General features: G+C 48.2%; 15 protein-coding genes and 1 other annotated feature. Of the genes, 8 read left to right on the forward strand and 7 right to left on the reverse strand.

Annotated elements, in window-relative coordinates; all coding sequences use genetic code 11:
- Positions 1-39: 39 nt before the first annotated feature.
- From trpS to B9N86_RS00665, 4 genes are all read right to left on the reverse strand, one after another.
- Positions 40-1,026: a tryptophan--tRNA ligase gene (gene trpS, locus B9N86_RS00650; protein ID WP_208917247.1), complete on the reverse strand. Its 987-nt coding sequence runs from the start codon at positions 1,024-1,026 to the stop codon at positions 40-42.
- A 53-nt stretch (positions 1,027-1,079) separates the two neighbouring features.
- Positions 1,080-1,362, reverse strand: a binding site (T-box leader).
- Between the two features lie 111 nt (positions 1,363-1,473).
- Positions 1,474-2,328 (reverse strand): SDR family oxidoreductase, encoded by an 855-nt coding sequence (locus B9N86_RS00655; RefSeq protein WP_208920023.1) that lies wholly within the window; start codon positions 2,326-2,328, stop codon positions 1,474-1,476.
- Positions 2,329-2,342: 14 nt separating this feature from the next.
- Complete coding sequence (uxuA, locus tag B9N86_RS00660) at positions 2,343-3,434, reverse strand: mannonate dehydratase (RefSeq protein WP_208917250.1); 1,092 nt, start codon at positions 3,432-3,434, stop codon at positions 2,343-2,345.
- A gap of 40 nt (positions 3,435-3,474) precedes the next feature.
- The gene (locus B9N86_RS00665) at positions 3,475-4,155 is read right to left on the reverse strand and encodes a GntR family transcriptional regulator (RefSeq protein ID WP_244562910.1); all 681 of its coding nucleotides are present in this window, start codon (positions 4,153-4,155) and stop codon (positions 3,475-3,477) included.
- Between the two features lie 88 nt (positions 4,156-4,243).
- Here B9N86_RS00665 and uxaC point away from each other — a divergent pair, with 88 nt between their 5' ends.
- The 7 genes from uxaC (at position 4,244) to B9N86_RS30080 (ending at position 10,240) form a co-directional block, all read left to right on the forward strand.
- Positions 4,244-5,647, forward strand: a complete 1,404-nt coding sequence (uxaC, locus tag B9N86_RS00670; protein WP_208917252.1) for a glucuronate isomerase — start codon at positions 4,244-4,246, stop codon at positions 5,645-5,647.
- A 178-nt stretch (positions 5,648-5,825) separates the two neighbouring features.
- Complete coding sequence (locus B9N86_RS00675; protein ID WP_208917254.1) at positions 5,826-6,071, forward strand: glutaredoxin family protein; 246 nt, start codon at positions 5,826-5,828, stop codon at positions 6,069-6,071.
- Between the two features lie 128 nt (positions 6,072-6,199).
- Positions 6,200-6,523, forward strand: a complete 324-nt coding sequence (locus tag B9N86_RS00680) for a metal-sensitive transcriptional regulator (RefSeq protein ID WP_208917256.1) — start codon at positions 6,200-6,202, stop codon at positions 6,521-6,523.
- A gap of 364 nt (positions 6,524-6,887) precedes the next feature.
- Complete coding sequence (locus B9N86_RS00685; protein ID WP_208917258.1) at positions 6,888-7,088, forward strand: cation transporter; 201 nt, start codon at positions 6,888-6,890, stop codon at positions 7,086-7,088.
- 44 nt (positions 7,089-7,132) lie between these two features.
- A complete protein-coding gene (locus B9N86_RS00690; protein WP_208917260.1) occupies positions 7,133-9,574 on the forward strand; it encodes a heavy metal translocating P-type ATPase in 2,442 nt (813 codons plus the stop codon).
- Between the two features lie 28 nt (positions 9,575-9,602).
- Positions 9,603-9,962 (forward strand): hypothetical protein, encoded by a 360-nt coding sequence (locus B9N86_RS30075; protein WP_244562911.1) that lies wholly within the window; start codon positions 9,603-9,605, stop codon positions 9,960-9,962.
- Complete coding sequence (locus B9N86_RS30080; RefSeq protein ID WP_244562912.1) at positions 9,920-10,240, forward strand: hypothetical protein; 321 nt, start codon at positions 9,920-9,922, stop codon at positions 10,238-10,240. Before B9N86_RS30075 ends, B9N86_RS30080 begins: the two co-directional genes overlap by 43 nt.
- Positions 10,241-10,383: 143 nt before the next feature.
- Here the strand turns inward: B9N86_RS30080 and B9N86_RS00700 are convergent, their stop codons facing one another.
- Genes B9N86_RS00700 through B9N86_RS00710 form a run of 3 tightly spaced genes read right to left on the reverse strand, consistent with a single transcriptional unit; the run spans position 10,384 to position 13,874 of the window.
- Positions 10,384-12,000: an extracellular solute-binding protein gene (locus B9N86_RS00700; protein WP_208917262.1), complete on the reverse strand. Its 1,617-nt coding sequence runs from the start codon at positions 11,998-12,000 to the stop codon at positions 10,384-10,386.
- A 46-nt stretch (positions 12,001-12,046) separates the two neighbouring features.
- A complete protein-coding gene (locus B9N86_RS00705; RefSeq protein WP_208917264.1) occupies positions 12,047-12,931 on the reverse strand; it encodes a carbohydrate ABC transporter permease in 885 nt (294 codons plus the stop codon).
- Positions 12,932-12,944: 13 nt separating this feature from the next.
- Positions 12,945-13,874 (reverse strand): ABC transporter permease, encoded by a 930-nt coding sequence (locus B9N86_RS00710; RefSeq protein ID WP_425298592.1) that lies wholly within the window; start codon positions 13,872-13,874, stop codon positions 12,945-12,947.
- Positions 13,875-14,268: 394 nt separating this feature from the next.
- Here B9N86_RS00710 and B9N86_RS00715 point away from each other — a divergent pair, with 394 nt between their 5' ends.
- The gene (locus B9N86_RS00715; protein ID WP_208917268.1) at positions 14,269-16,551 is read left to right on the forward strand and encodes a helix-turn-helix domain-containing protein; all 2,283 of its coding nucleotides are present in this window, start codon (positions 14,269-14,271) and stop codon (positions 16,549-16,551) included.
- The last annotated feature ends 270 nt before the right edge of the window (positions 16,552-16,821 follow it).

The following is a 16,821-nucleotide window of genomic DNA, read 5'->3' on the forward strand; positions in this document are numbered from 1 at the left end:
GGCTGTTGTCATCCTCTTCTTGGGAGGCTTTCTACTTGTTTAGAATGTTACAAATCCCATAGCGCGTTTCGCAGCAAGCAGTGTGTCCTGAGCAGCTTCATTGGCACGGCGTGCGCCGTCTTTTAGAATATTGTCCAGCTCTTCAGAGTGGACGATTTCATGGTATGTTTTCTGGATCGGCTCCAGCTTGGTGATGACGACTTCAGCAAGTTCCTTTTTGAGTGCGCCGTAGCCTTGGCCTTCATAGCGCTTCTCAATCGTCTCAATGGAATCGCCTGAAAATACGGAATAAATCTCAATCAGGTTGCTGACCTCAGGTTTGGTATCCCAGTCATAACGGACGTTCATTTCGGAGTCCGTTACGGCTCTGGAGAACTTTTTGCGGATTACGGCTGGATCATCGAGAAGCGACACGTAGCTGTTCTGGTTCGGGTTGCTTTTGCTCATTTTACTGGATGGATCGTCGAGGCCCATGATTCGTGCACCCGTGTCCTGGATGATCGGCTCAGGCAGCACAAATGTATTGCCGAACTTATTATTGAATCGCGTAGCCAGATCGCGTGTCAGCTCGATATGCTGCTTCTGGTCATCCCCGACAGGTACGTGAGTAGTCTGGTAGAGCAAGATGTCAGCCGCCATCAGTACCGGATAAGTGAACAGGGCTGAGCTGACGGTATCCTTACCTTCGGACTTGTCTTTAAACTGCGTCATCCGGCTCAGTTCACCGAAATGTGCCTGTGTCTCCAGTAGCCATGAAAGCTCGGCGTGAGCAGGTACCTGTGACTGAAGGAAAATGACAGCCTTCTTCGGGTCGATGCCTGCGGCAATGTACAGGGCGGCAATGTCCCGGGACCGCTGGTGTAGCTCCTTGGGGTCCTGATACACCGTTACTGCGTGCAGATCAGGGATGAAGAAGTAGCATTCATAGTCGTGCTGGTTAGCCACAAATTGGCTCAGTGAGCCGCTGTATCCTCCAATGTTCAAATCTCCGCTGGGTTTGATGCCTGACAACATTCTTTTGTTCATATTGATTGACCTCCTTAGGTTTATGAAAAAATAAAAAAACACCTCGCCCCTTGCTCAGGGACGAAGTGTTTGACTCCGCGGTACCACCACTTTTCGGCAACCATGTGCCGCACTTTAACATGACGGGAAGAAAGGCTTTAAGTCTGAATGCCTGTTCCGATCACTTCTCCCATGGTAACGGGGGAGAGCCGTCAAAGCCTACTGGCCTGCTGGGCAGGGGTTCGGTTTGAAGCGAAGGGACCCATTCACATACCTCATTGTACCGGACCTCACACCTGCCGCCGGCTCGCTTGGACAATGATGGATAAGCTACTATTTTCCCTTCATCGCTTTCGTGTATTCGTTCCTATAAAGATGCCATACTTCAGAAAGATCGTCAAGCTGGCAACTATCTAGTACAAAAAAAATCCCCGAGCATATAAGCTCAGAGAGTAAGGCTGGTTAATGCTACACGCCGGAATAAGCCATAAATCCGCCGTCCACGGGGATAACGGTTCCTGTTACGAATCCGGATGTGTGCTCATCCACCAACCAGAGGACCGTGCCTAGCAGATCTTCCGGCACGCCAAACCGCCTCATGGGGGTATGGGTAATAATTTTATGAGAGCGTTCGGTCAATGAGCCGTCTTCATGAGTCAGCAGATTGCGGTTCTGCTCTGTCAGGAAGAACCCTGGTGCAATGGCGTTGACCCGAATGCCGGACTCGGCGAGATGCACAGCCAGCCACTGGGTGAAGTTGTTGATTGCCGCCTTCGCTGCACTGTAGGCAGGCACCTTGGTCATCGGCGACGGTGCGCTCATCGATGAAACGTTGAGCACGACTGCGCCCGGACGGCCGACCATACTATGACCGAATATTTGCGTCGGGATAAGCGTACCGATGAAATTCAGCTCCATAACACTCCGGAACCCGGGAACGCTGAGGTCAAAAAAGGTGGATACCTCAGGCATCTCCAAATCCTCCGGCCGAAAAATTTCGTTTGTTGTATTGGCATCCTTGTGATTGCCGCCGGCTCCGTTAATAAGAATATCGCACGGTCCCAGCAGCTCACGTACCGACTGCTCTGCATGGCGCACGCTGTCTGCATCGGTGACGTCGCATAGGGCAGCAACCGCTTCGCCGCCTGCTGCCTTTATCTCGCCTGCAACGAGTTGGCCTTTCTCCACTGTTCGGTTCAGCACAGCTACTTTAACGCCCTGGCGGCCCAGCTCCAGTGCCATTGCGCGGCATAAGACACCGGAACCGCCTGTTACAACGGCTACTTTTCCTTCAAGAGCATGATGCTTCGGAAGCTTCGTGATCTGCGGAGATTCATTCATACGGTGGAAGCCTCCTTTTCCTTGGCGATTCTGGACCTCCCCAAGGAATCCCATACACCCCATAAATACATGATGCCGAGTGCGCGGTCATACAGTCCGTATCCCGGCCGGCACTCCTCACCCCAGATATGACGTCCGTGATCGGGTCTGCAGTATCCATTGAAATCGTTGTCATTATAGGCTTTAACAATGCCTGCGATATCAACGGTTCCATCCTGCGTCCGGTGTGACGTCTCGATGAAATCTCCGTTATCGAATACGCGCACGTTACGGATATGTGTAAACGGAATCCGATCATGGAATTCATGGATCATCCCGATGATATCATTCTCAGGATTCGCTCCGAGAGACCCACTGCACAGCGTTACGCTGTTCGCCGGACTGTCGTATAGCTTCAAGAATCTGCGGATATTATCCTGACTCGTAATGACACGAGGTAGTCCAAAGATCGGCCAAGGCGGGTCATCCGGGTGAATCGCCATTCGAATACCGCACTGCTCTGCCGCCGGAATGACAGCGTTCAGGAAATACTCTAGGTTGTTCCACAAATCTTCTTCCGTCATGTTCCGGTAGGCCTCGAACAGGGAAGTTAAATGAGCAAGGCGCTCCGGTTCCCAGCCGGGCATGGTCAGTGCACTGTTGTCATTAATGTTACGCACCAGCTCCATCGGATCAATGCCGTGAATCAATGCTTTTTCGAAAAAGAGTGCCGTTGATCCGTCGCCAGCAGCCCTATGCAGATCCGTACGCACCCAGTCAAACACCGGCATGAAGTTGTAACAGATGACTTTGACACCGACCTGCGCCAGCTTTTCCATCGTGCGGATGTAGTTGGTTATGTAGTGATCGCGGGAAGGAAGGCCAAGCTTAATGTCCTCGTGCACATTCACACTTTCAACTACATCCAGATGAAGTCCGTACGCTTCTGCTTGTTTATGGACTTCCTGAATCCGTTCCATCGGCCATTCCTCACCGACCGGGATATCGTGCAGTGCCCATACGATGCCTTCTACGCCGGGAATTTGTCTGATCTGGTCAAGCGTGACCGTATCATTGCCATCGCCGAACCAGCGGAATACCATACGCATTTTTCCACCGCCTCTTCCATATAGGATTCGAAACAAACCCTTATATTTTAAAATAATCCGGGTGCTTCTCCTTAAGCACGGTCAAATTCGAGATGATCAGGCTCAAATGCTCCTGCATGACACGCTCGGCATAATCACTGTCATGTCTGCGGATCGCGTCAGCCATTACCCGGTGCTGCTCATACAGGTGGCCCCAATGCGGATCAGCAGACAGCCATAGCATCCGGCTTCGGTTCAGGTGAGCGTTCATCTGCTGAATGACGTTCCAGGTTCCTTGCTTGCGGCAGCCTTCGAATAAAATCCGGTGAAATGCCTCATCCAGCTCGAACATTTGCTTGCCGTCGTGCCGCTCAATGCTTTCCTTCTGCTGTGCCAGATTGGCTTCTAGCTCTGCGAGTTTATCCTCTGGGAAAGATTCGCAGGCAAGCCGGATGACCGCCTTCTCCAACTGCTCTCGCATGAAACGCGCTTCCTCGACGAGCTCGGGATCTATAAGCGACACCCGGGTTCCCCGCTGCGGCAGCACCAGCACCAATCCTTCTTGGGCCAGGCGGACAAAGCTTTCACGGACCGGTGTACGGCTTACGTCGAAGGCAAGGGACATCTCCTTCTCGGACAGCGTCGTCCCTGGCGGAAGCTCCAGGCTCACAATCTGCTGCTTCAGCTTGTTGTACACGATATTTCCGGCTGATCCGGGCTGCATACGCAAAGAATTTTCCACTTGAATCACCTCCTGTCATTCCATACTACCATACTTGTATGGTAGTATGGAACTGATTATTCAGACAAAATCGTGGGAGGGAACAAGTATGAGTCGTTTCGATACAGAATCATTGTTGCTCACCAGTAAAAGCGCTCGAAAGCTTTATTACGATTATGCTGCGGAAATGCCTGTTTTTGATTATCACAACCATTTGAACCCGCAAGATATTGCCGAGAATCGCCAGTTCCGCAATTTGACGGAAATGTGGCTGGATGGGGACCATTATAAATGGAGAGCTCTGCGCTGGCTTGGTATAGACGAAGAGCTAATTACAGGAAATGCCCCCGATAAAGACAAGTTTATGGTTTGGGCCAAAAGTGTCCCGCGTATGGCTGGAAATCCGCTGTACCATTGGACACATTTGGAGCTGTCCCGTTATTTTGGCATACAAGAGAGGTTGACTGAGCACAATGCGGAGGAAGTGTGGGACCGCTGTAACGAGCGGCTGCAGGATCCATCTCTGCGTGCAGCAGGCATACTGGAGAAGTTTAAGATCAAGGTGGCTTGCACGACCGATGATCCCATAGACAATCTCGAATTCCACCGGAGTATCAGAAATAACCCCGACATCAAAACGGTTGTCACTCCGGCTTTTCGCCCTGACCGGGTTCTGGATATTACACATACCGGATTTGCTGGATATGTACAGGAACTGGGAGAGTCCGCTAATGTAACGGTCGATACCTATGCGGGACTCATTGACGGATTGGAGAAGCGAATTTCTTACTTTCACGAGCAAGGGTGCCGCCTGTCGGATCACGGGTTTGGTGCTTTTCCGTATACAGCTGCTACAGAAAAGGAAGCAGCGGAAATTTACAGCAAAGCAATGCAAGGAGTGGCCATTACATCCGAAGAGGAAGGTAAATACCGCACCTTTACTTTGTTGGCGCTCGGCCGGATGTATTGCGCCCGTGGATGGGCTATGCAGCTGCATATCGGAGCGATCCGTAACAACAACGCGCGAATGTTCGCTAAGCTTGGTAAGGACAGCGGGTATGACTCCATTCTCGACTTTCATTTAGCAGCATCATTGAACGCGTTTTTGAGTGAGCTGGATCGGAAGCATGAACTGCCCAAAACGATTGTCTACAGCCTGTACCCGGCACAGTATGAAATGATCGCTGCCACCATTGGCAACTTTCAATCCTCAGAAGTTGAAGGGAAGCTTCAGCTCGGTTCGGCCTGGTGGTTCCATGATCAGAAGGAAGGTATGCTCCAGCAGCTGAAGGCCTTATCCTCGATCGGTCTAATCAGTACCTTTGTTGGCATGCTGACCGACTCCCGCAGTTTTATGTCCTTCCCGCGTCATGAATATTTCCGCCGAGTCCTGTGTGGTCTGTTTGGGGAGTGGATCAAAGATGGTGAGTTACCGGCGGATTATGATTATATTGGTGGCATCATCCAGGATATTTGCTACAGGAACGCTGAACGCTATTTTGAGATCCGGTGACAATTTTACCGTGATAATGAACAATAGACGTACAATTATAAACGATTACTATATTGCCGTAGTTCAGAAGTCTGCAGAAACCCGGGAATATTTTCTTAATAGTAGATAGGGTGGGGGGCTATATGATATGATGAAACTCAATAACGGATGTTTCATTATTCTTTAAGGAGGCCTTCCCATGAAAAAGCTGAAAGTGGAAGTATATACAACGCCAACCTGTGAAGACTGCAGAAACTTCAAGAAATTTTTGAATGACCATGAGATAAGCTATAAGGAATATAGTATCGCCAATGAGCCGAAATATGCTGACGAGCTCCGCAAACGTTCCGGAAAGACGCTTGTTCCTACGATATACATTAATGATCAAGTGTTTTTTGGTTTTGTGTTTAACCGACAGGAGATTGAAAAGCTGCTGTTAGGCTAAACATAATCAAGGATAGGTTTAGGCGGTTGTTTTTATCAAATCTTTAAAGATCCAGCAGATATGTCAGGCATCTATACGGATAGACAGCTGTTATTATAAAATATGTATACCAGAGAGGGGGATCACAAGTGACTGCAGAAAATCAATCACATGCGTCATGTGCAGTTCCAGGTGAACGCAAAAGCCATCATTCCGACAAAACTAAAAACAATCTGATCAGTCGGTTGAATCGGATTGAAGGTCAAATCCGCGGAGTAAAAGGGCTTATCGAGAAAGATACTTACTGTGATGATGTGTTAAACCAGATTTCATCGATCCAGTCAGCGCTGAACGGTGTCGGTAAGCTGCTGTTGGAGCATCACATGAAGAGCTGCGTGATCGAGAGAATTCAGGAAGGCGACGATGAAGTTATTTCAGAACTTCTGGTCACCATGCATAAGTTGATGAAATAAGTTTAATTGATTAGAGAAGGCGTAAAGCTGTGTAAAGGGAAGTACCCGGAACTGCTGATATAAGCGCGTGTATCGTCTGCCACCCATTTTCGGTGTGGCAGTATTATTTTACAGGAATATGAAATTTATTGCTTGACAAATATAGGGTAGGGGGGTAAACTACAAAATGTAAAGAGTTGAAAATGTCAACCGCCCAGAACATGAAGCTAGACAACAGCTTAGATAGATAACAAGTATAAGCGGCAGATAGCACGATAACGATAAAGTCAGCAAGCTGCAAATGATGAATCTTTGGGTTGAAGACTCGATAACTTACAGGTTTCTGTTTAGATTAAATAATCTATTTTGAAGAGGAGAGATTATAATGCAGAACGTTACGCTTAATGTAACAGGAATGTCGTGCGGACACTGTGTCAATTCCATAGAAGGTGCAGTTAAAGAGCTCGGAGCCCATGCAAAGGTAAATCTCGGTGAAGGTACGGTTGCTGTAGAATACGATGAAAGCAAGCTGACGCTTGAAATGGTAAAACAAACGATTGAGGAGCAGGGTTACAGTATTGTCTAATTGCCCTGACCCTACTGCAGACTGAAAAGAGGTGGGATTAGCACATGGGAGTAACAAATGAGTCACTTCAAAAAGAAATGAAAAAAACGACTTTACAGCTAACGGGTATGACCTGTGCGGCATGCGCGAACCGGATTGAAAAAGGTCTGTCCAAGATGGAAGGCGTACAGGAAGCGAATGTGAATTTTGCGCTGGAAAGAGCGGCGGTAACCTTCGATCCGAAGGTCGTCAACGTTCAGCAGATGGAAGAGAAGATTGAGAAACTCGGTTATGGTACGCTTCAAGAGACTGCGGATTTGCAACTCGTTGGCATGTACTGTGCAGCCTGTGCCGTCAAGATTGAGAAGGTTGTAGGAAAAATGCCCGGCGTCTCTAACTCGGCAGTAAACTTTGCGATGGAAAGTCTCCGGGTGGAGTACAATCCGGCGGAAGTAAGCATTCCGGATATTCAACAGCGTATCGATAAGCTTGGATATCAGGCGATGCCCAAGGAAGATCAGCAAGATAAGTCAGAACACCGGGAACTTGAGATCAAGAAGCAAAAGCGCAAACTGCTGATCTCGGCTCTTCTGTCACTGCCGCTGCTCTGGTCCATGGTGAGTCACTTCTCGTTTACATCATGGCTCTGGATACCGGATATATTTATGAATCCGTGGTTCCAATTAATATTGGCAACGCCGGTACAGTTCTATATTGGTAAGCAGTTTTATGTGGGAGCCTATACGGCTCTGCGCAACAAAAGCGCGAATATGGATGTATTGATAGCCCTTGGTACGTCCGCGGCTTATTTCTACAGTCTGTATTTGACCATAGATTGGTTCATTGCGGGAGCGGATGCTCACCACGGACCTGCGATGTATTATGAGACGAGTGCCATTCTGATCACACTTGTGCTGCTCGGCAAGCTGTTTGAGACTTTAGCTAAAGGGCGGACCTCGGAAGCGATCAAGTCGCTGATGGGTCTTCAGGCGAAGACAGCAGTGGTCGTCCGTGACGGTCAGGAGATGTCCATTCCAGTAGAGCAGGTGCTCCGTGGTGATATGGTCATCATCAAGCCGGGTGAGAAGATTCCGGTAGATGGCGAAGTGTTGGAGGGAATCTCAGCGGTTGATGAATCGATGCTGACCGGTGAGAGCATTCCAATAGAGAAGAAGGCTGGCGACGTTGTCATCGGAGCAACGTTGAACAAGAACGGCAGACTGATGATTAAAGCGACCAAAGTCGGTAAGGATACAGCACTTGCACAAATCATCAGGGTTGTGGAAGAGGCACAGGGCTCTAAAGCGAAAATCCAGCGGGTTGCTGACGTGATCTCGGGTGTATTTGTCCCGATTGTTGTAGGTATAGCGATTGTATCGTTCTTGATATGGTTCTTCCTGGTGACACCGGGCGACTTCGCCCGCTCGCTGGAAATTGCGATTGCCGTTCTGGTCATTGCCTGCCCTTGTGCATTGGGTCTTGCAACACCAACCTCTATCATGGCCGGTTCCGGACGTGCAGCAGAGTTGGGTGTCCTGTTTAAAGGCGGGGAGCATTTGGAGTCCACGCACAAAATCGATACGATCATCCTCGACAAAACCGGTACGGTTACGAAAGGGAAACCGGAACTTACGGATGTTGAGGTCAATGGAATAGATGAATTGCAGTTCAAACGATTGGTTGGCGCGGCTGAGAAAAACTCCGAGCATCCGTTGGCGGAAGCCATAGTTGCAGGCATAACTGGTGAAGGCACAACTCTTCCGGCAACGGAACAGTTCGAAGCGATTCCCGGCTACGGTATTCGTGCCGTAGTAGAAGGCCACACCGTGCTGGTTGGAACACGGAAGCTGATGAATCAGCATCAGATTGGAATCGGTGAGGCTGACACCCGGATGTCCCAACTGGAGACAGAGGGCAAAACGGCTATGCTTGCAGCTGTGGATGGTCAATATGCGGGTCTTGTAGCCGTAGCTGATACGATCAAAGAAACGTCCAGAGAAGCAGTCGCTAGGCTGAAAGGTATGGGCATTGATGTCATTATGATTACCGGGGACAACGAACGTACTGCTCAGGCGATCGCCAAGCAGGCAGGCATTGACCATGTCCGTGCAGAGGTACTTCCGGAGGGGAAAGCGGAAGAAGTTAAGAAATTACAGCAACAAGGCAAAAAAGTGGCAATGGTTGGAGATGGTATCAACGATGCGCCGGCATTGGCCATGGCGGATATCGGGATGGCGATTGGCACAGGTACGGACGTTGCAATGGAAGCGGCTGACGTTACGCTGATGAAGGGCGATCTGAACAGCATTCCAGACGCTATCTATATGAGCCGCAAAACGATGTCGAACATTCGCCAGAACTTTATCTGGGCGCTCGGATACAACTCTTTGGGCATACCGATTGCCGCATTCGGCCTTCTGGCTCCTTGGGTTGCCGGTGCGGCGATGGCACTGAGCTCGGTATCGGTCGTATTGAATGCGCTCAGACTGCAACGGATGAAGGTGTAAACACAGCGCGAATGGGAGTTGGGGAGAAATGACGGTTAAGAAATTCGCGGTGACACCGGGCTTTGAGGTCGGGGGAACACTCTTCCGGCCGGAACAGCTCGCTGTGCTCGGTTCCACTGTAGGGCCTGATGCGCTGATTGAAATGACAACCTTCAAACAGCTGTACGTGGCGATGGATGAAGAGCGGATTTCTGAAGTACAGGAGCAGTTGAAGCAGGTCGGTCTGGAGGTACATCCTGCCGGATTCGTATCCAAAAGCCTGATCACATGCACTTTTGCCGGGGTGCAGAGGATGCCGGGCTGGATGTCGCCAAAAGGCTTGACGAAGCGGTGGCCGATCATGAGGTGCCAAGTCCGCTCAAGATTGGATATGCGGGGTGTGCGCTAGGCACAAGCGAACCGCTTTTGAAAGACATCGCCGTTGTCAAAATGAAGGACGTATTTGACATCTACATCGGCGGGGAGCCCAAAGGGATCAAGGCAAACATCGCTCAGCTATTTATGAAAGGTGTAACGGAAGAACAGCTTCTCCCGATTATCCTCAGACTGATCTTTATATTTCAGGAGAACGGAAAGAAGAAGGAGACCTACTCCCGATTTGTAAAAAGAATGACGCCAGAAAAGCTGCATGAGCTGGTTAACAGCTCTATAGAGATTACGGCATAAAGATTCATGACAGGATCTCTGGTCACCGTTGACGGCGGCTTGATCCTGTAAGTATAGTCATTAAACAACAGCCCTCCTTGGAACAGCGTCGAAGGTATACTACGCTTATTCCAAGGAGGGCTTATTTTAAAATATAAGATACTTTATTTACCGATATTTTGATAGCGTTCATAGGCTTTCTTATAAATATCCATATATTCGGACAAGCCCATTTTCTCTACGGTCGATACATACTTATCCCAATCGGACATCGGAACTGCTCCTGTGATGAACTTCGCTTCCATTTCATCGATATAGGTGCCCATATCTGAACCAACTGTAGACATGAAATCCGTCTCTTCTTCCGTATAGTTAAAGGCACTCCAATGCTCTTTGATCTTGTGCGGCTCTGCCTTTTCACCCACAGCAATCGATTCTGGCAAAGATTCGGATCCCTTGAAATATTTCGCCTGCACATAGCCCGGGTAGCTGCCTCCAAGCCACGTGATGTATTTTGCCAGTACCTGGTCCATCGTTAGGCCGTTCGGATTTTTAGTAATCTCCTCCGTAAATTCAAGCTGGCCGTCGGCCGTCTTGGTGTACGTCTGTCCTTCCAATCCCATGAAGTAGAAGGTGGCTCCTTCGTCGCCGTAAAAGTGGTCGATCCAGCGGACGGTTGCTTCCGGATTTTTGTTCTTGTCTGTAATAACGAACGCGCCTGGCCATACAACAGGAACTTTGACGTGGGTATAAAGCTGGTCCCCGTATGGCCCTTTCAGTGCACCAAGTCCGAAGTATCCGGTCTGGTTCATCTGGGTCACCGGATTCGGATTGATGGTCGCTCCGAATATCCCTTCCTGCCCCTTGGCATACAGCGCACTCGTCTTGATTGTGAAAATCTCGTTGTCGATTAGGCCTTCCGTATAAAGCTTTCGTACATATTCAATGACATCTTTATACTTCGGATCTGTTCGAAAGAAACGAAGCTCATTCGTAGCAGGGTCCATATCCACATGCTTGTGGCCGAGTCCCCGGTTGCCGAAGCCCCATGCTCCCCGAAGTTGCTCGATTAACGGGTTGATCCCGGTCCCGGCGTACGGAATTTCATCCTTCTTGCCGTTTCCGTTCAGGTCGGTTTCCTTTACAGCCTTTAAATATTGATAGAACTCCTCCGTTGTTGTCGGTTCCTTCATATTCAGCTTATCGAGAAATTCCTGCTTGACCCATAGCGGTGTTCCAATAAGCATCGGTAGAAACTCAGGGCTGTAGAAGGATGGGAAGGAGTAGATATTGCCGTCGGGCATGGTCAGTCCCTTTTTGAGGTCTGGGTATTTCTCCATCAGGCTCTTGAAATTCGGCGCGTACTGATCAATCAGATCATTCAGCTTGATAAATGTTCCCTGAGAACCGTATTTCATCAGATCGGATGCAGGCACGCGCGCGCTGTAAAAGGCATCTGGATAGTCACCACCGGCCAGCGCCAGGTTGCGCTTTTCGGTCAGGTTATCAAACGGGACCAGTTCAAATTTGACGTTGATGTTGGACATCTTGGCGTATTCTTTCCAGACGAGTGTTTCCTCAAAATTATTGCCGTTCGTAGGCGCCTTTCCCGTGAAAAAAGTGAGGGATACCGGTTCTTTTACGATAGGCATTCCCGTTAAGTTTAAGTTCTCTTTGTTAGCAGCTTTCGTCTGCTCGTCCGTCTTCCCGCCGCATGCGGCAAGCAGGCTTACTATTATGGTTGCAGCCAGCAATAATGAGACCCAGCTTTTTCTTTTCATCAAATCAACATCCTTTCATTCGGGAAAATGAGATTTTATCATCGTGCTAGCCTTTTACGGCTCCGATCATAACGCCTTTAACAAAATATTTTTGGAGGAACGGATAGAGACAGAGCACAGGCAGGTTCGCCACCATGACAGCAGCGTATTTAATAGCCTCGCCTTCCATCACAATTCGGGACTGCGTATCATCTCCAATTCCAAGCATCTCCTGCATTTGGCCTTGAATCAAAATTTCCCGCAGAAACAGCTGCAGCGGATACTTATCACGATCCGTCAGATAGATCAGAGCACTAAAATAAGCATTCCAATGGCCGACACTGTAGAACAAAATCATGACCGCGATAATAGGCATGGACAGCGGCAGGACAATCCGGATCAGTGTGCTCATGTTCGAGCTGCCGTCAATTGCCGCAGCCTCCTGGACTTCGTAAGGAATGCCGTTCTGAAAAAATGTTCTCATAATCAAAATGTTATAAACGGATACGGCCCCCGGTATGATGAGCGCCCACATGGAATTCAGCATTCCAAGACTCTTTACGAGAAGGTATGTAGGAACCATCCCTCCGCTGAAAAACATCGTAAATACCATGAGTGCGGCGATGACATTACGGCCGTAGAAATCTTTTCTTGAGAGCGGATAAGCAGCGGCGATGGACATTACCAGATTGATAGCCGTTCCGACAACGGTATACACGATGGTGTTTCCGTACCCGACGAGGATTTCGTTATTTTGAAAAATTTTGCTGTAGCCGACCAGCGTCAGTTCTTTCGGCCACAGCCACACCTCGCCACGCATGACGGCATCCGGGCTGCTGATGGACGCCATGAGGACGAACACGAGCGGATAGAGCACAGCCACACAAATAAGTATCAAAATGATATGAACGGACCAGTCAAACCACTTTTCGCTTTTACTTTGATTAAACATTGTCATTCACCTCCTACCACAGACTCGTGTTGTTCACTTTACGGGCGATGCGGTTGACGATAACCAGCAGGGTGAAGTTAATAACCGAGTTGAACAGACCAACGGCGGCGGAATAGCTGTACTGCCCGTCGATGATCCCCTTGCGGTATACGTGCGTGGAGATGATGTCCGATGCAGGCATGTTAAGCGTATTTTGCATAAGAAATACCTTCTCGAAACCAACGCTGAGCAAAGAGCCCATATTCAGAATAAGCAGAACGATGATAGTCGGCATAATGCCCGGCAGGTTAATGTGCCAGATCCGCTGCCAGCGGCTTGCGCCATCCACCCGGGCGGCCTCATGCAGCTGCTGGTCGATCCCGGCCAGTGCTGCCAGATAGATGATGGAGCTCCATCCCATCTGCTGCCAGACGCCGGATAATACAAAAATGCTCTTGAACCATTCCGGCTGTGTGAGAAAGTCAATCGGCTTCCCGCCAAGCGAGGTGATTAAGGAATTCAACAGGCCTGTTTGCGGTGACAGGAAAATAAACAAGACGCCGACCATGACAACCGTGGACAGAAAATGGGGCGCATACGTGATTGTCTGGACGAAGCGGCTGAATTTTTTCGAACGAACCTCGTTAATGAGCAGCGCGAGGATGATCGGAATCGGAAATCCAACGAGCAGTTGGTACAGTCCAATGCCGAGAGTGTTGCCGAGCAGTCTCCAGAAATAGTAGCTGTCAAAAAACCGTTCGAAATGCTTGAGTCCGACCCAAGGACTGTCCAGTATCCCTTTGTTAGCGATAAAGTCCTTAAAGGCAATCTGCAAGCCATACATCGGTCCATATTCAAATATGAGAAAGAAAGCGATTACAGGCAGGATCAGCAAGTACAGATCCCAGTTCTTCTTCACGCGTTTGTACACTAGCGAACGGCTCGTTTTGTTTCGGGACTTTATTGAAGCAGTAGGCACAGGGGGGGGAGTAAGCAAGCAAGACTCTCCTTTCTATAGGTCAATCCATGATAGATAAGTTCAAATGGCTCCGGTGCTTACAACTCCCTTTTTGTGAATTTATCCAATTGATTGAATTAATGTTATTGTACAAGGTCCATGTCAACCTCGTATTAACTGAACGTAAACTTGGGTCCGCTCCTTTCCGAAGGTTTGTTATGCATCTTAGCAGGGGAGATGTTAAATGTGAATGAACATTTCTTTAAGTCCTTATCGTCTTATTGGCCGGGATAAAGAAAAGATAACTTTACAAAAAAATGATTGTACATTGCGGAGCCATATTGAGTAAAATGTGGTTGACACATCATCTTCAAACTGTAAAACGGGGGGATATGATAACTTGAAATGGAAATGGTTAAGGCAGAAGAGCTTTGTTTTCCGGATTTATGTCAGTTTCCTGGTCATCATTTTGCTTTTTTCCGTTTTTAATCTCTTATCCGTCCATCTGTTTAGCAAAGGCGTACAGAATGAGATCATTCAATACAATCGAATGATGCTGAAAAATACGGCTGAACGCTATCAGACCCATTTTGAACGGGTCAAAACGCTGGTGTTCGATATATATTCCAAGGATGAAGTGGTGGCTTTTAATCATCAGATTATGAAGAGAAAGGCAGAAGATATTGACTATAGAGCTGCAAAGGACATATTGAAGGATCTGCGGACTCAGACGTCCAATCCGATGTTCTATCTGAACAATTTGGTGATTCATTTTGATAAAGGCAATATTGTTTTGGAGAAAGAAGGCAGTCTCCCAGCAGATATGATGTTTACAAATTTCTATGTGAGCAAGCTTTATCCGGCTTCTTTCTGGAAGAATAATATCCGTTATCCGGGCAATTTTTTAATGCATTCCGAAAGTGATTTCCAGGTATCAGGTCTGAATGATTCGAATACCGCGGGGATTATTCCGGTTTCTTTTCATATGCCGTCATCCCATTATCAGGTTATCGCATTCCTGGATGCGCAGCGGATGAATGAAGCTTTTTATGATGACGCAGAGGATAAGCAGTTTATGATTTTGAAAGGGGACGGATCGGTTCTGTATCGCACGGCGGGCAGTCTGTCAGCGGATGCCATTCCGGAAATTGATGATGATCAGCCTTACAGGTTATCGGACGGCTATTATTTTTTTGAGGAAAAGGATACGGAGAACAGCTTAACCTATGTAACAGCGGTGTCTTCAGCCAGCATTGCCGCCCGGGTGCGGAGCACAAACTGGAATCTGGTGTTCATATTGACGGTGTCAGTTATCATCGGATTATTGATCTCGATGTACTTTATACGGGGTATCCATCGACCGATCAAACAGTTTATGGCGTCTATTCTTCACCGGAATCCCGCCAAACTGGAAAGCAGGGTCCATGAATTCGATCTGATTCATCAGAATATTAGGGATTTAATGCTGGAGAAGGAATCGATTCATCGTGAACTGCAGAACAAGCAATCACTGCTAACCAGCTTTGGTTATATTAACAAGCTCAAGGCGATTGTATCGGATATCAACGAGTGGAAAGATATTGCCGATCTGAACGAGCCGTTCTTCCTTGTCTTGTACCAGCTGCATTTCAAGGCGCAATCTGCGGACAATATGCATGTGAAGAGAAGCAGAATGGCGTACTACATACATGAATACATCAATGTGGTCATCTCGGAATCCATTCCCGGCTCTCATACACTCCAAATCGAGAATAATCAGATCATTTCCCTGATCCGCAGGAATGAGATACCGGGCGATCTCGACAAGGCATTATCCATGCTAAAGGAGCGGCTGGACCATGACCGCAGCTATGTGCTTGTTACGATCGGAATCAGCTCTATATATCCGGACTCTTCTGAGTTTAACGAAGCTTATACCGAGGTGCTGGAACTGGTTCAGCACGGAAGACCTGTAGACGAAACCCAAATTATTCGCGGCCCGCGGCCAGATGCGGCATGGCTGGTGTTTACGATGCAGCAGGAGCATGAGCTGTACGCGAATTTGCAGGCCGGCAATGCTCCGTTCTGCATTTCATTTATTGACCGGATGCTTGATCAATTTAACAGGAAGGAAGCGAGTATCCGTCAACTGCGCAGGCTCGGGGACGGAATTATTACAAGAGTGATGAAGATTCTGGAGCCTTTCAATGCGGCTGATAAAGCCATGGCGCGGCAGCAGATGCAGCTAATGATGGAGTGCTGTACACTGGATCATTTCAAGCAATATTTCTCACAGCTGTTTGATACAGCCGCAGCTATTATCCTGACCAAAAAGGAAGAGCAGGATCCTATTATTTCTTATGTAATGGATTATATCGAGAATCGGGTTGGGAGCGATATCTCGCTGGATCAGCTGGCGGAGAGTCTGAACCTGTCGGCTGCCTATCTTTCCGTATATATCAAGGAGAAGACTGGAGCCAATTTCAGTGAACACTTTAACACGGTACGGATAAGAAAAGCGAAGGATCTGCTCTCCGGCAACGAATTGTCGATACAGGAAATAAGTCTTCAGCTCGGATACAGTAATGTGACCTCCTTCAATCGGATGTTCAAGAAGATGACGGGAATGCCTCCGGGAGAATACCGTAAACGCGAAATGATACACACCGGTCTGGATCGTGATCAGATGCGCACATTATTATAATTACAAAAGAATACCAGCCTTCCCCTTGTAAGGGTGAAGGCTGGTCTTTCTATATATTAGCAACACGGCATAACGATATAACACACCGTCCTGTGACCTCAGGGCGGTGTTTTTGGTATGAGCCCTTACTTTTTGATCTTGAATAGGGTTGAACCTATCTGGGGGATCCTGGCAAATTAGGAATTTCATCGACATTGACTGTCTTATGAGAAAGAGTTAAATTTTTAATTATTAATAGTTTTTAACTATTTAATTTTGCGGGATTTTGGG

The sequence above is a fragment of the Paenibacillus uliginis N3/975 genome, from assembly GCF_900177425.1.
In the GTDB taxonomy this organism is placed as follows: Bacteria; Bacillota; Bacilli; order Paenibacillales; family Paenibacillaceae; genus Paenibacillus_AQ; species Paenibacillus_AQ uliginis.

Bases quoted from the DNA above. Each gene is read 5' to 3' on its own strand.
- trpS (WP_208917247.1), bottom strand. From the start codon at position 1,026: ATGAACAAAAGAATGTTGTCAGGCATCAAACCCAGCGGAGATTTGAAC.
- uxuA (WP_208917250.1), bottom strand. From the start codon at position 3,434: ATGCGTATGGTATTCCGCTGGTTCGGCGATGGCAATGATACGGTCACG.
- uxaC (WP_208917252.1), top strand. From the start codon at position 4,244: ATGAGTCGTTTCGATACAGAATCATTGTTGCTCACCAGTAAAAGCGCT.
- B9N86_RS00675 (WP_208917254.1), top strand. From the start codon at position 5,826: ATGAAAAAGCTGAAAGTGGAAGTATATACAACGCCAACCTGTGAAGAC.
- B9N86_RS00685 (WP_208917258.1), top strand. From the start codon at position 6,888: ATGCAGAACGTTACGCTTAATGTAACAGGAATGTCGTGCGGACACTGT.
- B9N86_RS00690 (WP_208917260.1), top strand. From the start codon at position 7,133: ATGGGAGTAACAAATGAGTCACTTCAAAAAGAAATGAAAAAAACGACT.
- B9N86_RS30075 (WP_244562911.1), top strand. From the start codon at position 9,603: ATGACGGTTAAGAAATTCGCGGTGACACCGGGCTTTGAGGTCGGGGGA.
- B9N86_RS00700 (WP_208917262.1), bottom strand. From the start codon at position 12,000: ATGAAAAGAAAAAGCTGGGTCTCATTATTGCTGGCTGCAACCATAATA.
- B9N86_RS00705 (WP_208917264.1), bottom strand. From the start codon at position 12,931: ATGTTTAATCAAAGTAAAAGCGAAAAGTGGTTTGACTGGTCCGTTCAT.